This window comes from Curtobacterium ammoniigenes NBRC 101786, from assembly GCF_001571045.1.
In the GTDB taxonomy this organism is placed as follows: domain Bacteria; phylum Actinomycetota; class Actinomycetes; order Actinomycetales; family Microbacteriaceae; genus Curtobacterium; species Curtobacterium ammoniigenes.
In genome coordinates, this window is the sequence record NZ_BCSV01000001.1 from 776,259 (window position 1) to 793,477 (window position 17,219).

Sequence of the window (17,219 nt, forward strand, 5' to 3'; positions counted from 1 at the left end):
CGGCGCTCGTCGCACCACGCACCCACCCGGGTGTCGGCGTGCGCGACGGATTGGGTCGAGGGCATGAGTTCGTGAGAGTCTCGGGGCGATGATCAGCGTTCACAGCATCGTGATCACCCTGGTCGGGGTGCTCGCACTGGTGGTCATCGCCACGGTCATGCTGCTCGTCACGCGCGCGCCCAAGCCGTTCGCGCCAGCGCTCGCGGTCCTTCGCGGCACGCTGCAGCTCGCCGCGATCAGCCTCGTGCTCGCCGGGGTCATCCGCAGTCCCGTCTGGATCGCCGTCGCGCTGCTCGTGATGTTCTCGGTCGCGGTGTGGACCGCGGCCGGTCGGCTCGGACGCGTTCGGGAGCGGATCCGCCCGGTTGCCGCTGCGATGGCTGCGGGGATCCTCGTGAGCCTCGCGATCGTGTTCTCGACCGGTGCGATCGCGTTCACCCCACGCTACGTGCTGGCGATCGGCGGCATCGTCATCGGCAATGCGATGACGATCGCCACCCTGAGCGGGCGGCGATTCGTCGAGCTGGCCGATGACCGATGGGAGGAGGTCGAAGGGTGGCTCGCGCTCGGCGCGACGCCACGACGTGCGACAGCGGACATCGTCCGGCGCGCCATCCACGCGGCCATGGTGCCGACGACGGACCAAACGCGGACTACCGGTCTCGTGACGCTGCCTGGCGCGTTCGTCGGCGCGGTGTTCGGCGGTGTCTCGCCCGTCGAAGCCGGTCGCTTCCAGATCGTCGTGCTCGCGGCGATCATCGGCGCGGGTGCGATCGTCGCCACCGTCGTCACCGCATGGCTTGCGCCGGTTCGAACGCGTCCGGAGGCGCTGCGCTGAGGGTCAGCGCGCCGCGCGTTGGAATCCGACGAGCATCCCGCCGGTGAGCCGACTGACGAGTCGGTACAGCGCGGCGGCAATGATCGCGCCGATCGTGGTGAGCACGATTCCGACGATGCCGATCACGATCGCGAACAGGAACGTGTGGTTGAAGCTGAGGATCGTGGTCACGGAGTACTTCGAATTCGTCGTCACCTGACCGACGGCACTGTTCCACGCGGCAAAGACGCCGGAGCTCTTGAGGAACGCCCACAGGATGCAGATGGCGATGACCTGCACGATCGCGAATCCGAGCGAGCAGATGAAGGCCCAGGCTGCGATCGACCCGATCGACACACGTGCGAACCGCAGGCGGACCTGTCGGGTCGGCTGGCCGCCGCTTCCGTCCTTTCGGCGAAGGGCATCGGCCAGGTCGGACTGCTGCATCGTGTTCCTTCCAAGTGCTCGTTCGACCCGCCGGTCGAGCGGACCTCTCGATGGTACGGGTGAACGAGGCAGAAACGGCTCAGAACCGCACGACGACGCGGAGACGAACCTGTATACATCTCACGCGCGTGGGCGGCGATCCCCAGGAATGACCGGGCATATTGATCCTCACCGCCCCATCCCGGCCGCACTGGTCGGACCGTTCAGGAACAGGTCGAGCACCCTATGTCCGCCCAGTCGCACCTCGCTCCGCGAACGCAGACCACGCCGGTCGTGCGTCCGCGCGGCGCGCGCCTCGCGCGGTTCGTTGACGCGCTGCCGAGCCTGACCGTTCCCCTGACGCTCTGGTCCGTCGCTCGGTTGCTCATCGTGAGCGTGGCGGTCGTCTCACGAGCGCTCGGACCGAACGCCGCGCGCTTCTTCGGGCCCGAGTCCTGGCCGGTGCTGCTGTTCAAGCACTGGGACGCGAACTACTACCTCGGCATCGCTGCGGAGGGGTACCAGGGGCCCACCTCGAACACGGACTGGATCGCATTCTTCCCGGGCACACCACTCGCCGACCGGGCTGTCGCGCGGTTCCTCGGCGGGATGCACCCCCCGCCCGTGATCATCGATGCCTCCGGGATGATCGTCGCGACAGCGGCATCGGCGGTGTGCGCCGTGCTCATCTGGCGCATTGCCCGCGAGCGGTATGGCAGCCTCGCCGGCACGGTCGCGGTGGCCGGGCTCGTGTTCGGCCCCTACGCGATGACGCTTGTCGCTCCGTACTCGGAGTCGCTCTACCTGGCGTTCGCGCTGTGCGCGTGGTTCGCTGCGATGCGCCGCCATTGGATCGTCGCTGCCGCGTTCGGTGCCGCGGCCTCCGCCACCCGGGTGAACGGAGCCTTCCTCGCGATCGCGCTCGCCGTCCAGTTCGCGATCACCCTGCATCAGGAGGGGCGCCCCTGGTTTCGGAGGGCGCTGGCGTTCGCCGGCGCCGCGATGAGCGGCATGATCGTCTACTTCGTCTACCTGTTCGCGGCGACGGGCAACCCGCTCGCGTGGCAGGCAGCCGAGCATCATGGCTGGCACCGGTCCACGAACTGGCCCTGGGTGTCGTTCTGGAACACGCTCACCCGCATCTGGGATCCGACCATCACCCGTGCTGAGAACTTCCAGAGCGCGATGGACCTGCTGTTCGCCGGCATCACCGTCTTCGGCGGCATCCTGCTCGTGCGACGCCGGGAGTGGGCGGCCGTGACGCTCGTCGGGCTGACCGCGGTCTCGATGATGACGAGTACGAACTACATGTCGATGGCGCGAGGCGTCCTGTTGCTGTTCCCGTTCTGGATCGAGCTGGGTGGGCTCGTGCGCGGTCGGTTCCGCTGGTCGGTCCCGATCGTGCTGCTGCTCGGGCTCGCGCTGCTCCTGGTGAACACGCACAACTTCGTGCTCGGCGTCTGGTCCGGCTGAACGGTTCGATCGGCGCTGACCCCCGCACGCAAAGCGGGAGGCGATTCGCTGGAACGCGCCTCCGTCACCGAGCCGGATGCCGGGCCTCCAGAGCGGTGTGTTCGAGCACCGATCGGAACGCGCGAATCGCCGGTGAACCGTTGCCCGCCTCCCGCTGCGCGGTGAACACCGTGCGCCGGGGGTGCCCAGGGAGCTCGACGAGTCGACACGACGTCGAGCGGTCCGCCCAGACGAGGTCCGGGAGCAGCGCGACCGCGACGCCGGCTTCGACGAGCCGGATCTGGGCCTGGAGGTCCTCCGTCTCGTAGCGCACGTCCGGCTCGAATCCGTGCGTGCGGCACATCTGTTCCGCGAAGTGCCGGGAGGCTGCGCCAGCCGGTTCCATCACCCACGGCATCGTCGCGGCCGTTGCGAGGTCTTCCACGGGCACGAGCGCGTGGTCGCCGGCGGGCAGTGCGAGGCGGATCGCATCGGAGGTGAGGCCGCGTCGGTCGAGTCCGCTGTGATGCGGCGCGGCGTGACCCGGGTACTGCTCGGCGACGACCATGTCGAAGTCGCGTGCCCAGGTCGCTCGGAGGGCCGCCTCCGGCTCATGCTGCACGACCTCCACACGCACGTCCGGATGCTGCTCGGCCATAACGCGGAGGGTTGCCGGAAGGAGCGCGAGTGCTGCCGACTGGAACACGGCGACGCGGACGGACCCCTGCACCTCGGTCTGCGTCGCTTCGAGCGCTCCCCGCGCGGCCTCGAGGATGTCGAGGATCGCGCCCGCGGACGCGGCGAGCACGTCACCCTGCGCGGTGAGTTGGAGACGGCGTCCGCTGCGGCGAAGGAGGGGCGTGCCGACATCGCGCTCGAGTTGCGCCAACTGCTGGGACACGGCCGACGGGGTGTAGTTGCGATGCTCGGCGACCGCCGCGATCGTGCCGTGGATTGCGAACTCCCGCAGGAGCAGCAGCTTTCGAACGTCGAGCTCGTGCGATGCGACCATGGCGAAAGTGTAGAAGGACTGAACTGTATTCGTCAGATTCCGTCACTTCCCCTTATGCGTCTCGCGTCTCAGACTGGCGGCATGAGCAACCCTGTCGCGCTCGACGTCGCCCACGACGAGCTCCCGTATCCGGACCTGGCAGACGGCGCGGTCGCCCTGGTGCGACGGTGGCTGACGGAGGCGGACCGGCTGCCTGCCGACGGATCAGCACGACAGCTCGCCGGCGTGCTCGCAGACCCGAACGGCCTCGCGTTCGCGGTCGGGTTCGTCGACGGCGTCGTGCGCCCCGAAGACACCGCCGTCGCGGCCCGAAACCTGCAGCGTCTCGCGCCGACCGCGCCCGCGTTCCTCGCGCCGGCGCTCCGCGGTCTTGTCCGCCTCGGCGGCGGGGTCGCCCCGATCCTCCCGAACGTCGTCGTGCCGATCGCCAGGACCGTGCTGCGCCGCATGGTCGGGCACCTCATCGTCGACGCGACCGACGCGAAGCTCGGCAAGGCCATCGCCCATGTTCGGCGGGACGGGGTGCGCCTCAACGTCAACCTGCTTGGGGAGGCGGTGCTCGGCGAGCGGGAGGCTGCCCGTCGTCTTGCAGGCACGCAGCGACTCCTGGAACGCGACGATGTCGACTACGTGTCGATCAAAGTCTCGTCGACGGTGCATCCGCACTCAGCGTGGGCGTTCGACGAGGCCGTCGTCGACATCGCCGAACGCCTCCGTCCGCTGTTCCGCAGCGCGGCGGCAGTCACGCCGCACAAGTTCATCAACCTCGACATGGAGGAGTACCACGATCTCGACCTGACGATCGCGGTCTTCACGCGCCTCCTCGACGAACCGGAGTTCCTCGACCTCGAGGCCGGGATCGTGCTGCAGGCCTACCTGCCGGACGCGCTGGAAGCCATGCAGCGCCTCCAGGAATGGTCGTCGGCACGCCGCGCACGTGGCGGTGCCGGTATCAAGGTGCGACTGGTGAAGGGAGCGAACCTCCCGATGGAGCAGGTCGAGGCGTCGATCCACGGCTGGCCCCTCGCGACCTGGCACACCAAGCAGGACTCCGACACGAACTACAAGCGCGTGCTCGCGTGGGCGCTGACGCCCGAGCGCACGGCGAACGTCCGGATCGGCGTCGCCGGACACAACCTCTTCGACGTCGCGCATGCCTGGCTCCTCGCGGGCGAACGCGGCGTGCGCGACCGGATCGAGTTCGAGATGCTCCTCGGCATGGCGCAGGGGCAGGCGGAGGCGGTCCGCCGCACCGTCGGCTCCCTGCTGCTGTACACGCCGGTCGTGCATCCTCGTGAGTTCGATGTCGCGATCGCCTACCTGATCCGACGCCTCGAAGAGGGCGCCTCCCACGAGAACTTCATGTCCGCCGTGTTCTCGCTCTCGTCCTCGCCCGAGCTGTTCGCCCGCGAAGAAGCGCGATTCCGTGCCTCGCTCGCGCCGCTCGACACGCCTGCTGGGCGCCAGGCCCCGGCACCGCATCGCGTTCCGGAGCGGTACGTCGCGGTGCCGCATCCGGCGCCAGGCGTGTTCGGCAACACCCCCGACACCGATCCGGCTGTTCCCGCATGGCGTGCCTGGGGGCGCGAGATCCTCACGCGCGTGCCCGACTCGTCGCTCGGCGTCGCGGCGGTCCAGGAGGCGCGCATCACCGCCGCCCCGGACCTCGACGCCCTGCTCACGCGCGTCCGCACCGCGGGGGAGGCGTGGGGATCGCGGAGCGGCGCCGAGCGCGGCGCGATCCTGCACGCGATCGGCGACGCCCTCGAGGCGCACCGGGCAGCGCTCATCGAGGTGATGGCCGCCGAGGCGGGCAAGACCATCGACCAGGCCGACCCCGAAGTGTCGGAGGCCATCGACTTCGCGCACTTCTACGGCGAGCTCGCCGCCGACTTGGACGCGGTCGACGGTGCTCGGTTCACGCCGGCCGCGCTCACCCTCGTTGCGCCGCCGTGGAACTTCCCGGTCGCGATCCCCGCCGGTTCGACGCTCGCGGCACTCGCGGCCGGGTCCGGCGTGGTGCTGAAGCCGGCGCCGCCCGCCGAGCGCTGCGGCGCCGTTCTCGCCGGGGTCATCCGGGACGTGCTCGCCGACCACGGCGCGCCGACCGACGTGCTCGCGTTCGCGCAGGTTCCAGAGGACTCGCTGGGGGAGGCCCTGGTCGCCTCCCCGCTCGTCGACCGCGTCATCCTGACCGGCGCCTACGAGACCGCAGCACTGTTCCGGTCCTTCCGGCCCGACCTCCCGCTGCTCGCGGAGACGAGCGGGAAGAACGCGATCATCGTCACGCCGTCCGCGGACCTCGATCTCGCCGTGAAAGATGTCGTCGCCTCCGCGTTCGGTCACGCGGGGCAGAAATGCTCCGCGGCATCGCTCGTGGTCCTGGTCGGATCGGTGGCGCGCTCCCGTCGCTTCCGCAACCAGTTGCTCGATGCGGCGTCCTCGCTCACCGTCGCCTACCCGGATGATCCCACCGCACAGATGGGACCGGTGATCGAACCCGCGGCAGGCAAGCTCCTCCGCGGGCTCACCGAACTCGGCTCCGGCGAGGTCTGGGCGCTGCGCCCGAAGCAGCTCGACGACTCCGGTCGACTGTGGAGCCCCGGGATCCGCGGGGGCGTTCGCCGCGGGTCCGAGTTCCACAAGGTCGAGTACTTCGGGCCGGTGCTCGGCATCATGACCGCCGACACCCTCGACGAGGCGATCGACATCGTCAACGAGACCGACTTCGGACTCACGTCCGGATTGCACTCGCTCGACCGGGACGAGATCGCCACCTGGCGCGATCGGATCGAAGCCGGCAACCTCTACATCAACCGCGGCATCACCGGAGCGATCGTCCGACGGCAGCCCTTCGGCGGCTGGAAGCGCTCCGCAGTCGGACCCGGCACGAAGGCCGGCGGCCTCAACTACCTCGTCGGGCTCGGCTCCTGGACACCCGAGCGGGCCACGCGCGGAAGTGACGCGATCGCGCGAGGGGTGACGAGCCTCCTGACAGCGATCCGCCCTTTGCTCGACGAGCAGGAGCGGGCCTCGCTCGATCGTGCCGCTCGCTCCGATGCGCTCGCGTGGTCCGAGCGGTTCGGCGCCGACGCGGACGTGTCCGCGATCCCCGTCGAACGCAACGTGGCGCGGTATCGGCCCGCCACCGACGTCGTCGTGCGGTGGGCTGCCGACGGCTCGCTCCTGGCGGCCGCCCGCGTGATGATCGCGGCGGCGCTCGCCGGTGTTCGGCCGACGCTCTCCATCGATCCCGCGTGTGCCGCTGCAGACCGAGCAATCGCCGCGTTCTGGTCGGGTGTGACGGTCGGGCCGGTGACGGTCGAATCCGACCTGGGGTTCGCCGAACGACTGTCGGGAGGCGCGCTCGGGTCCACGACGAGGGTCCGGCTGATCGGCGGTTCCGTCTCCGAGCTCGCGCGTGCGACCGGCGGCCGCCCCGACCTTGCCATCTACGGCGGCGCTGTCACGGAGGCCGGACGCGTCGAGATGCTCCCGTTCCTCCGCGAACAGGCCGTGTCCATGACCGCGCATCGGTTCGGCACGCCGAACGACCTCTGGTGACCGGTCGCGCCGCGGAAGCCGTCCGCGGCGCGACTGCGCCACCGTGTCCCTAGGCTTGGCGAATGCGGCAGGCAGAGGACGTCATTCGGGCCCTCGCGCGAACCGACGGCTCCGTTGCGGCTGCCCGGCGCGTCGCCAGGCAGGCTGCAGCGCTCCCGGACCCCGAGGTGGACGCGATCATCTGGACGGGGGAGCGCGGGCTCCGGCTCGTCGCGGTGCTCCTGCTGGTCCATCGGTTCCGCGGCGGCGACGACACGGTCCGGAGCGATGTGCTCGAGCGATGGCAGACCGCCCTCCATGCAGAATGCCTCGACAGCGCGGACCTCGTTGACGTGTCGGCCGAGCACATTCTGGGCGCCTGGTACGTCGATCGGAATCCGAATCCGCTGTTCGCGCTCGCGAAGAGCGACATCGTCTGGGAACGTCGCGCCGCAGTGCGGGCGGGGCAGGCGTTCGTGAAACGCGGCGATGCCGCGACAGCGCTGGCGCTTGCTGAGCGGCTCGTTCGGGAGCGCGGGCTTTTGGTGCAGGAGCCGCTCGGCGTCCTCCTCCGCGAGGTCGGGAAGCGCGGCCCGGACGGCGCGCTGCAGCAGTTCCTTCGCGCGCAGGCGGGTCGCCTCGGTCCGGTTGCCGCGGCGATGGCGAGTGACGCGGTCGCCTGAGCGCCCGCCGAGCACGGCGAGCGAGCGACCGTTTGACAACTTGTAGAATGAAGCGTCCGACTGCCGAGCTGCGGAGGCACAATGCACGAGACGACCTACAGCGTCACCGGGATGACGTGCGAGCACTGCGAACGTCGCGTCGCGTCAGAGATCACTGCGATCCCCGGCGTGTCCGATGCGACGGCTGACGCTTCGACGGGGCTCGTGCGCGTGACCAGCGATGCACCCCTCGCCGAGCCCGATGTCCGCGCCGCGGTCGAGGAGGCGGGCTACGAGCTCGCCGATGCCTGACGTCGCCGCTGTCGGCGCGCCCGCGGCGCCTCGTCGCGCCGGCGCGTCCGGCGCGGCCGTCGCGATCGCGGTCGCCGCTGCGCTCGCGGCACTGGTCGCCGTCGGCATTGCGGTGCATGTGCTCGGTGACGCCCCGTACCGCGCGCTCCACTCGACCTACTCCGGCGCGATCACCGCGCTGACGTCCGGGCTGCTGCAGACCGTCGCGGCCGGAGCGGGAGCGGTCTGTGCCGGATCGCTCGCATTCGCGGCGTTCATCGCCGCGCGCCGATCGCGCGCTCGGGTCGACGGCACGATCGATCTCCGAATCGTCCGCTGGTCGAGCCTGGTGTGGCTCGTGGCATCCACCGCGCTGATCGCTGTGGACGCCGCAGACGAGAACGGCCAGCCGCTGAGCAAGCTGCTGACGCCCGGCGCGCTCGGCTACCTGGTCCAGGCGAACTACCTCCCCGGCGCGTGGATCGTCGTGGCGTGCATCGCACTGACGATCCTCATCGTCGCGAACCTGGCGACGGCGTGGACAGCGACGATGTTCCTCTCGGTGATCGGCGCACTCGGTGTGCTTGTCCCCGTCCTCGTGGGGCAGGTCCTGGTCGGACCGAACCACGACTACGCCGGGGACTCCGCGATGTTCGCAACCCCTGCGGGCGCGCTCGTCGCCGGTGGCTCCGCGGCGCTGCTCGCTCGTTGGCGCCGCTACGGGCGTCCAGGGCCGACCACACTCCGCCGCTATCGGATTCTCGTGATCGCCGGGGCGTCGACCTGGTTGGGCGGGACGATCGTCATCTGGGCGGTGCAACTCAACGGGTCCGGTGTCCTTGCGTCACCGACCGGTGTGCTGTTCCTCATCGAAGTGGTCGGCGCCGTGATCGCGACCGCGCTGCTTGTCCCGTGGCGTGCGTCCGGCGGCCCAGCCTGGACACGGATGACCGTCCTGCGCGTCGCCGGGCTCGTCACCACCTGGATCGGCGTGATCGCGCTCGACGAGATCCGCTCGCGGATCCCGCCCCCCGTCTTCTTCGCGCCGACCACCGAACAGCAGCTGTTCCTCGGCTACAGCGTCAACACGCCGATGACACCCGTCACGCTGTTCCTGAACGGGCGCGTCAACATCCTGTTCTTGATGATCTCGCTCGTCGGGATGGTCGCATACGCCGCTGCCGTGATCCGGCTCCGGCGCCGTGGTGACCAGTGGCCGATCGGCCGGACTATCGCGTGGATGCTCGGATGGGTGTCGATCATCCTCACGACGTCCTCGGGCGTCGGCCGGTACGCCTCCGCCTCGTACGCCGTGCACATGGCGCTGCACATGAGCCTCAACATGCTCGGCCCGCTCCTGCTGGTGCTCGGTGGGCCGATCACGCTCTTCCTCCGAGCGACCACCGCGCACCGACGCGACGCCTTCGCGGGACCGCACGAGTGGCTGAACGCGTTCATGCACGCTCCGCTGCTCCGATTCAGCTACAACCCGATCTACGTGCTGACCGTCTTCGTCGGCTCCTACTACGCGATCTACCTCACGCCGTTCTTCGGGTGGGCGATGCGGTACCACTGGGCGCACCAGGGCATGACGGTCCATTACCTGGCGATCGGGTACATCTTCTACGCCCTGGTGATCGGCGTCGACGCGCCGCCGCGGCCGTTGCCGTACATCGGGAAACTCGGTCTGGTCCTCGCCGCGATGCCGTTCCACGCCTTCTTCGGCGTGATCGTGATGACCGACAGCACCATCCTCGCGAAGATCTACTTCCAATACCTCGATGTCTCGTGGCTCGGAAGCTTCGCGCACGATCAGTACGTGGCGGGCGGGATCGCCTGGGCCGCGGGTGAGCTGCCCCTCGTGGTCGTTGTCATCGCGCTCGTCACACAATGGGCCAAGCAGGACGCGCGCCAGGCGAAGCGCGACGATCGCCACGCCGATGCCGGGCTGGACGACAGTTTTGAGCGCTACAACGCGATGCTGCAGGAGCTGTCCGGTCGCCGTGGCGCCGAGGGGGAACCGCAGGGTGCTCTGGTCATCAACGAGCACGGGCAGGCTGGCCCGGCGATCGCCGCGCCAACCGGCTCCGCGCCGCACCGAGAGGAATCACGATGAGTGTCACGGACACGCGAATCGAGGAGCAGCTCGAGCTCGACATCGGCGGGATGACCTGCTCTGCCTGCGCGAACGCGATCGAGCGGCGCCTCAACAAACTCGACGGCGTTGTCGCATCGGTGAATTTCGCAACCGAGCGGGCAAGCGTGGTCGGTCTCGGTCCGGAGGATGCGGCCACGGCCATCGCCCAGGTCGAGCGCGCCGGATACACGGCCGTCGTGCACACTCCCGGCGATGACGCCTGGAGCATTCGCGCCGCGGAAACGCGCACGTCGGGTCTCCGGCGCCGGCTGGCGGTGTCCGCGTTCCTGACGATCCCGCTCTGCGACCTGACGATCCTGCTCGCGCTCGTGCCGTCATGGCGGTTCCCCGGCTGGCAGGCGCTCTGCGTGCTCCTCGCAATTCCGATCGTGACGTGGGCGGCGTGGCCGTTCCACCGAGCGACGATCCGCGGTCTGCGTCACCGCACGCTGAGCATGGACACGCTGGTCTCGCTCGGCACGGTCGTGTCGTTCGGGTGGGCGCTGTGGACGCTCCTCGTCGACCCGTCCACGAGCCCGGGATACTGGCTGGGCTTCGGGAAGACACCCGCCGGTGCGGACTCGATCTATCTCGACGTCGCGGCGGGAATGGTGACGTTTCAGCTCGGCGGCCGCTATTTCGAGAGCCGCTCCCGCAGGCGCGCAGCTGACGTGCTCGAGGCGATCGGCGATCTCGGCGTGACGGAGGCGGAGCGCCTCGACGACGCCGGCGACGCCGCCGTCGTTCCCGTTGCCGAGCTTCGGGTCGGCGATCGGGTCGTCGTCCGCGCCGGCGGTCGTATCCCCGTCGACGGCACCGTGGTCACTGGCGCAGCGGCGATCGATACCTCGGCGATGACCGGTGAGTCGGTTCCGGCCGAGATCGGCGAGGGAGACACGGTGATCGGGGGCACGACGACGATGTCCGGCCACATCATCGTTCGCGCTGACGCGGTCGGCGCACGGACACGTCTCGCGCAGATGGCGGCAGTCGCGGACGACGCGCAACGGCGCAAGGCCGCGGTGCAGCGCGTCGTCGACCGGGTGACCAGCGTGTTCGTTCCCGCGGTCATCGCGCTCGCGATCGTCGTGTTCGCTGTCTGGCTGATTACGGGTGCCGGCGTGGCCACCGCGATGACGAACGGCGTCGCGGTGCTCATCATCGCGTGTCCGTGCGCGCTCGGCCTCGCGACGCCGACCGCGCTCATGGTCGGCGTCGGACGCGGCGGCCAGCTGGGCATTCTCATCAAGGGGCAGGACGCGCTCGAATCGAGCGGACGGATCGACACCGTCGTCTTCGACAAGACCGGCACCGTCACCGCCGGTCGCATGTCGCTCACCGCGATCGACACGTTCGCCTTCGACGGAGAACGGGCGCTCGCGCTTGCCGCCGCGGTCGAGTCGTCGTCTGAGCATCCCATCGCCGCCGCGATCACTCGTGCGCAGCGTGACCGCACGGGCACAGTCCTACCGGTCGAGCAATTCGTCGGTTTCACCGGACTCGGCGCGGCCGGTCTCGTCGACGGCAGGCAATGTCTGATCGGCCAGACGAGCCTCCTGGAACAGCATGGCGTGACCGTGTCGGACACGGTGCGCGCGCTCGTCGCCGACCGGGAGGCGCGGGGCGACACGATCGTGCTGCTCGCGGTTGACGAGACGGTTGCCGCCGCGTTCACGATCACCGACAGTGTGCGTGCGGGTGCCGGGGACACGATCGCGCGCCTTCGCCGCATGGGGCTCCGCACGGTCCTGCTCTCGGGCGATGCGACGGCGACCGCCGAGCACGTTGGCGCGTCGATCGGCGTCGACGAGGTCATCGCCCGGGTGCTTCCGGACGAGAAGGCCGGAGCGATCGCGCGAATGCAGGCCGACGGTCACCGCGTCGCGATGGTCGGCGATGGCGTCAACGATTCCGCTGCCCTCGCGACGGCGGAACTCGGCATCGCGGTGGTCCAAGGAACCGACATCGCGATGAAAGCGGCCGATCTCATCATTGTTCGTGACGATCTCGGTGCGGTGGTCGACGCCGTTCAGCTCTCGAGGGCGACGCTCCGCACGATCCGGATGAATCTTGTCTGGGCGTTTGGCTACAACGTCGCCGCGATCCCGCTGGCGGCAGCCGGTTTTCTCAACCCGCTGATCGCCGCTGCGGCGATGGCGCTCTCGTCGACGCTCGTGGTGACGAACAGCCTCCGACTCCGATCGTTCGACGGCCGCTGACCCTGACCGAGCAGGGCGGTCAGTGGTGCCGTCGGGTCACGATGGGCGCGAGACGTCCGATGTCGGTCCGTGCACGGACCGGGAGTCGCGCGATGCGCTCAGCCCGGAGGGCGAGCCCCTGATCCGGTTCGAGCGCCTCCATTGCGGCGAGCGCGTTGCAGACGGTTGCCGGGCCGACGACCCGAGCAGCGTCGTCGTCGGCCACGAGTTCGACGAGCAGCCGCACCGTCCTCCGGAATGCGCGCGCTGAGCCGAGGAACGGGAATGCGGCCTCGTTGAGTGCGGCGACGCGCATCACGAACTCATGGTGCCGACGAACGTGCGCTCGTTCGTGTTCGATGATCGCGCGGACCCAGAGCGCCGGCATGGCGGCTTCGATAGGCCGGGAGATCAGGATGCGCCCGTCGGCGGTGGAACACGCGATGGGCTGGCCGGTCTCCACGAAGACGACGGCGTCATTGCCGATGCGGTCCGTGCGGTATGCGGCGCGGGCAGCCAAGAGTGTGATGGCGGACTCGCTGCGGTCTCGGGCTTGACCTATCGGCTCGGCGCGCACGAGCAGGAGCGCCGTGATGCCGCCGAGGCTTGCAAGTGCTCCCCAGACGAACAGTGTTGCCGCGGTGGCGCCGAGTCCCGGCCCATCCGGTCGCACCGCCGACCCAGGCTGGTCCATCGGGTGCGCGCCGGCGGTGGTCGCCACGATCGTCGCCGCGACGACCACACTGAGCCCGAGCGCCGTGAGCGCGACCACGAGCGCCGCGATCCACGCGTTGAGTGCGATGCGCGGATGCCGGATCCGCCAGCCACCGACCGTCAGCACGACCGGCGCCGCGATCGTGACGAGCACCGCCACGGCGACGAGCGCGAGGACGGTCAGCATGGCGCCCATTCTCGCATGCAGCCCATCGCCCGGCCGGTCCGCGTTCTCAGGTCGCGCCGATCAGCGCAACGCGTCGCGAAGCGCCTGCAGGTCCGCATCGGTCAGCGAGCCGGTGAAGCGCTGGAGGACCGCGGCTCGGTCGGTGACGGCGGCGAGAGCATCGACCATGGAGGTCACCGCGGACTCCGACTCCGAGTGCACTGCCGCGAACCGGACGCCCGAGCCGTCGTCGCTGAGGGTCCGCGCCACCGACCCCTTCTGCTCCATACGGCTCAGCACCGTGAGGACCGTGGTGAGAGCGAGGTCGTGCCCTTCGGCGGCAAGCCGGTCGCGAACATCGCGGCCGGCGATCGGGGCGTCAGCCTCCCACAGGATGCGCATCACCGAGCGCTCCAGGGCGCCGCGTTCTCGGCGGATCGCCATGTCGGCCTCCTCATTTCTTCTACAGAGTGTAGAGCGGTTCCCAGGGGTGGGCTATCACCATGCAGTGAAGGATGTTTGCGCCGCGGCGCCGAACGCGCTCGTGACGGAGACGTCGAACGTGATGGTCCAACGGCCGCTGAGCGGAATGGTCATCGACGTGGACCGGAACGACCCGTCGGGCTCACGATGGAGCGGGACGGCGATGGCTGCGACGCCGTTGGTGGGTGAAGCAAGGGTTGCCTCGATCGAGTCGGGCGTCACCGGCTGGCCGGTCCTCGACTCGAGCCGCGCCGTCATCGTGGTTGGGCCGTGGTGGGTCCCGGAGAGGTTCACCGCGAGACGATCGGAACCGATCGGGATCGCGGTCGACAGCGCTGGCCCGTAGGTCGTCGTCGCCGGAGGAAGGGCGGTCAGCACCGCGGTCGTTGCGACGACCAGTGCTGTGCAGGTCGCCTCGATGATGAGGGATCGCCGAACCGTGCGCAGCAGTATCGGTGCGTCCGTCGCTGTGCGTCTGGTGCGCAGCAGGATTCGTTGCGGTATCGCTGCCGCTGCGACCGCGAGGGCGACGAAGCCGAGCTTCACGAGCAGTGTGATCCCGTATCCCGTGGTCCACAGGGCAGGGAGCGGCTGGACAACCCGCCACGCCTGGTACTCGCCCGTGACGATGAGGACCGCGATCGCGAGGAACGCAAGGCTCGACCACGAGCGCAGGCTCTGCACGATGATGCTGTGTCCCGGCGCGCGGTGCGGGCCCCGGAGTCGTGGCAGGAGGACCACGCCGATCACGGTGATCCCCCCGAGCCACACGGACATGGCGGCGAGGTGGAGCACCGCGGCGGGCACAGCGAGCCATGCTCCGGAACCAACTCCAGCGTGACCATCGAGCGCGATCGAGACAAGCACGGCAAGCGCCGTTGTGAGTGCAGTGATACGCGCGGCCGCAACCCGCCCACGACGGCCTGGGCGACCAGATGCGCCGAGCCTGCCGAGAAGGACCGGGCCGGCGACGATGAGCACGGCGATCCGTGCGATCAGTCCAAGACCGAAGACCGATCCCACGGTCAGCCCGATGCCGTCCAGGCGCAACACGCCGGGCCATCCGGTCGCCGCGGCGCGCGGCCCCTGGAGGAACAGCTCGACGACGGCACCGATGATCAGCGCGGCCAGGCCGACGGTCCGGAGCGCTCGGGAGCGTCGGGCGCGGAGCGTCGACGGCCAGAGGATCGCGCCGATCGCGGCGACGCCGAACGCCAGCACGACGCCGGCGTACGAGAGGCCCTGGGCGGCGGTGGCGACGACGTCGAGCGATGTCGGTCCGGCCGCGCTGACGGCAGCGACCCCCGCGGGTGCCCCGATCCCGAACGTGATGCTGCCGGCGACGATGTGCGTGTCCGCCGAGACGACGCGCCACGTGACGATGTACGAACCGTCCCGCAGGCCGTGGCGCAGCGGGATACGGACCTGATCGCCCGCAGCCGTGGTGTGTCCATCGCCCGTATCGGCTCGAACTCCCGTTGCGCTGATCACTCGAGCGCTCCCGGGGACGAGCTGCACGCGTTCGTCGAATGTCAGGCTGACCGTGGTCGGCGCGTGCTCGACGCTCGTCCCATCCACCGGGCTGCTCCGCACGAGCACCGCATGCGCCGATGCGCTCGCAGCGGGCAGGAGCACCGCGGCGATCACGACGAAGAGTGCCCCGATGCCGGCGAGCAGGTGCCGCAGTGCGCGTGGTGGCGGGGGAGCGGCGCGCCTCCGGTGAGCGAGACGGGTGCTGAGCGGTCTCATTCGCGGCGAGCGTCCGGCCGGTAGGTGCGCACCAGCGCAACGAGCGCGGTGAGGAGCGCGAGCAGCGCGGCGATCAGTGCTGCAGCGGTCGTCCAGGTCGTCCCTGCGCTCGCTGCCGCCACGGCGCTCGCCGACCCACCGGCTGCTGCGCTGGTCCCGCTGTGGGTTGCGGCGTGGCCGCTCGTGCTCGTCGTCCCGGGATCGTGCGACGCCGCCGGAGTGAGGGTGAGCACTGGCGCCGGATGCGCGGGCTCCGCGCCTCCCGAGCTTGTCTCGTTCCAATCGACGGTCGTTCCGTCGCTGTAGCGCTGCAGTGCGGGGAACGTCACCGATGCGGCGTTCGGCAGCGGGCTCACCGACACGGAGAACGTCTGGAACGAGCCCGGGCGGATGCCAGACGCGACGGAGTCGGCGGTCCAGGTGACCGAGGTGACGTACGTGTCGACGGTTCCGTCGTCGGTGGTCACTGGCTTGGAGAGCGTCTTGGTGGCGACTTCCGCGGTCCAGCCGGCGATCGGCTGTGTCAGTGCTGACACGATCGGCGTCGCCGCGGGAAACGTGACCGTCAGCCCAATGGTGGAGGCGGTGGCCGACTCGGTCGGAACACGGAAGCTCACCACGCCCTCGCCGCCGCGAGAGGTGTCCGTCCCACTCACCTGCACGTGCGCGGACGCGGATGTCGCGACGAGGAGCGACGCTGCGATACCGACGAGGGTGCCGATCGCGGCAAGACGCCGGACCGATCTGCGGGGACGGGCTCGAACCGGGCGCGATGACGGTGACAAAAGTTCTCTTCCTATCGAAGTGGACGAATGGGGATGCGGGCAGAGGTCAGGTCATCAGAATGAGGAACGCAACCGCCATCCCGGCTGCCATGGCCACGCGTGCCACGCCGTCCAGTGCCGCGAGGACCCCGCCGCGAGCGATGGCGGATCCGGACACGAGATCGTGAACGAGCGTGCGGAGGAACACGATTGCCGCCGCCGCGAAGAACACCCCGAGCACGATGCTCAGCGCGGTGCCCTCGGGGCCGCCTCCGGTCATCGCCATCGCGCCGTGCTGCTGGACGTGCTCGGGTGCGGCCATGCTCATGGCCATGCCGGACGACCCGGACATGCTTCCTGCAGCGGGCATCAGCGGCACCATGGCGATCGCCATCCACACCATCGCGCCCATCATGATCGCGTGGTAGCCGAGGCGCCGCGGACCGTGATGGTGCGCAAGCCCGTGTGACGCTGCATCGGGCTCGAACAGGATCAGCCAGAGATACCAGAGCGTGAGCGCAGTAAAGCCGCAGATCTGCGCCGCGACGGGGATGACGCCCGCCCAGGCCGTCTGGCTCAGCGCCATGACGACGCTCATCGCCAGATGCGCCGCAGCATCGACCCGGTCGGACCATACGCGGTCGACGACGACCCGCGCCGCGTAGTAGACGCCGACGAGCGCGAAGAGGATCGTGCCGATCGCGGCGGGCGTGCTGACGGTCATGGGGTCGGCGCTTTCGAGTGAGTTCTACAAGTCGTAGAAGACTCTACATGCTGTAGAGCACTGCCTGCACTCGTGCAATCG

The 17,219-nt window shown here is 69.6% G+C and carries 14 protein-coding genes; 7 read left to right on the top strand and 7 right to left on the bottom strand.

Translation table 11 applies throughout. From position 1 onward, the window contains the following. Window positions 1-88: 88 nt before the first annotated feature. The gene (locus CAM01S_RS03485; protein WP_066516420.1) at window positions 89-838 is read left to right on the top strand and encodes an ABC transporter permease; all 750 of its coding nucleotides are present in this window, start codon (window positions 89-91) and stop codon (window positions 836-838) included. A 3-nt stretch (window positions 839-841) separates the two neighbouring features. Here CAM01S_RS03485 and CAM01S_RS03490 read toward each other — a convergent pair whose 3' ends face one another. Then, a complete protein-coding gene (locus tag CAM01S_RS03490) occupies window positions 842-1,264 on the bottom strand; it encodes a DUF3566 domain-containing protein (protein WP_066516422.1) in 423 nt (140 codons plus the stop codon). 225 nt (window positions 1,265-1,489) lie between these two features. On the opposite strand from CAM01S_RS03490, the gene CAM01S_RS03495 reads away from it, so the two are divergent. Next, window positions 1,490-2,716 carry a glycosyltransferase family 39 protein gene (locus tag CAM01S_RS03495; RefSeq protein WP_066516423.1) on the top strand — a complete coding sequence of 409 codons (1,227 nt, stop codon included), beginning with the start codon at window positions 1,490-1,492 and terminating at the stop codon, window positions 2,714-2,716. Window positions 2,717-2,780: 64 nt separating this feature from the next. Here CAM01S_RS03495 and CAM01S_RS03500 read toward each other — a convergent pair whose 3' ends face one another. After that, window positions 2,781-3,707: a LysR family transcriptional regulator gene (locus CAM01S_RS03500; protein WP_066516424.1), complete on the bottom strand. Its 927-nt coding sequence runs from the start codon at window positions 3,705-3,707 to the stop codon at window positions 2,781-2,783. Window positions 3,708-3,788: 81 nt separating this feature from the next. On the opposite strand from CAM01S_RS03500, the gene CAM01S_RS03505 reads away from it, so the two are divergent. From CAM01S_RS03505 to CAM01S_RS03525, 5 genes are all read left to right on the top strand, one after another. Next, window positions 3,789-7,271: a proline dehydrogenase family protein gene (locus CAM01S_RS03505; RefSeq protein ID WP_066516780.1), complete on the top strand. Its 3,483-nt coding sequence runs from the start codon at window positions 3,789-3,791 to the stop codon at window positions 7,269-7,271. 62 nt (window positions 7,272-7,333) lie between these two features. Next, window positions 7,334-7,933, top strand: a complete 600-nt coding sequence (locus tag CAM01S_RS03510; protein WP_066516425.1) for a DNA alkylation repair protein — start codon at window positions 7,334-7,336, stop codon at window positions 7,931-7,933. Window positions 7,934-8,014: 81 nt separating this feature from the next. Beyond that, window positions 8,015-8,224 (top strand): heavy-metal-associated domain-containing protein, encoded by a 210-nt coding sequence (locus tag CAM01S_RS03515; RefSeq protein ID WP_066516428.1) that lies wholly within the window; start codon window positions 8,015-8,017, stop codon window positions 8,222-8,224. Next, a complete protein-coding gene (locus CAM01S_RS03520; RefSeq protein ID WP_066516429.1) occupies window positions 8,217-10,319 on the top strand; it encodes a cytochrome c oxidase assembly protein in 2,103 nt (700 codons plus the stop codon). The genes CAM01S_RS03515 and CAM01S_RS03520 overlap by 8 nt, the downstream gene beginning before the upstream one ends. Beyond that, window positions 10,316-12,559, top strand: a complete 2,244-nt coding sequence (locus CAM01S_RS03525) for a heavy metal translocating P-type ATPase (protein WP_066516431.1) — start codon at window positions 10,316-10,318, stop codon at window positions 12,557-12,559. The genes CAM01S_RS03520 and CAM01S_RS03525 overlap by 4 nt, the downstream gene beginning before the upstream one ends. A 19-nt stretch (window positions 12,560-12,578) precedes the next feature. Here the strand turns inward: CAM01S_RS03525 and CAM01S_RS03530 are convergent, their stop codons facing one another. Genes CAM01S_RS03530 through CAM01S_RS03550 form a run of 5 tightly spaced genes read right to left on the bottom strand, consistent with a single transcriptional unit; the run spans window position 12,579 to window position 17,138 of the window. Then, a complete protein-coding gene (locus CAM01S_RS03530; RefSeq protein WP_157071391.1) occupies window positions 12,579-13,439 on the bottom strand; it encodes a M48 family metalloprotease in 861 nt (286 codons plus the stop codon). Window positions 13,440-13,499: 60 nt separating this feature from the next. Continuing rightward, window positions 13,500-13,862: a BlaI/MecI/CopY family transcriptional regulator gene (locus CAM01S_RS03535; RefSeq protein ID WP_066516441.1), complete on the bottom strand. Its 363-nt coding sequence runs from the start codon at window positions 13,860-13,862 to the stop codon at window positions 13,500-13,502. 54 nt (window positions 13,863-13,916) lie between these two features. Beyond that, window positions 13,917-15,650 (bottom strand): copper resistance CopC/CopD family protein, encoded by a 1,734-nt coding sequence (locus CAM01S_RS03540; protein WP_066516443.1) that lies wholly within the window; start codon window positions 15,648-15,650, stop codon window positions 13,917-13,919. Further along, the gene (locus CAM01S_RS03545) at window positions 15,647-16,435 is read right to left on the bottom strand and encodes a YcnI family copper-binding membrane protein (protein WP_066516445.1); all 789 of its coding nucleotides are present in this window, start codon (window positions 16,433-16,435) and stop codon (window positions 15,647-15,649) included. The genes CAM01S_RS03540 and CAM01S_RS03545 overlap by 4 nt, the downstream gene beginning before the upstream one ends. A 46-nt stretch (window positions 16,436-16,481) precedes the next feature. Further along, window positions 16,482-17,138 (bottom strand): DUF5134 domain-containing protein, encoded by a 657-nt coding sequence (locus tag CAM01S_RS03550; protein WP_066516447.1) that lies wholly within the window; start codon window positions 17,136-17,138, stop codon window positions 16,482-16,484. Window positions 17,139-17,219: the final 81 nt, after the last annotated feature.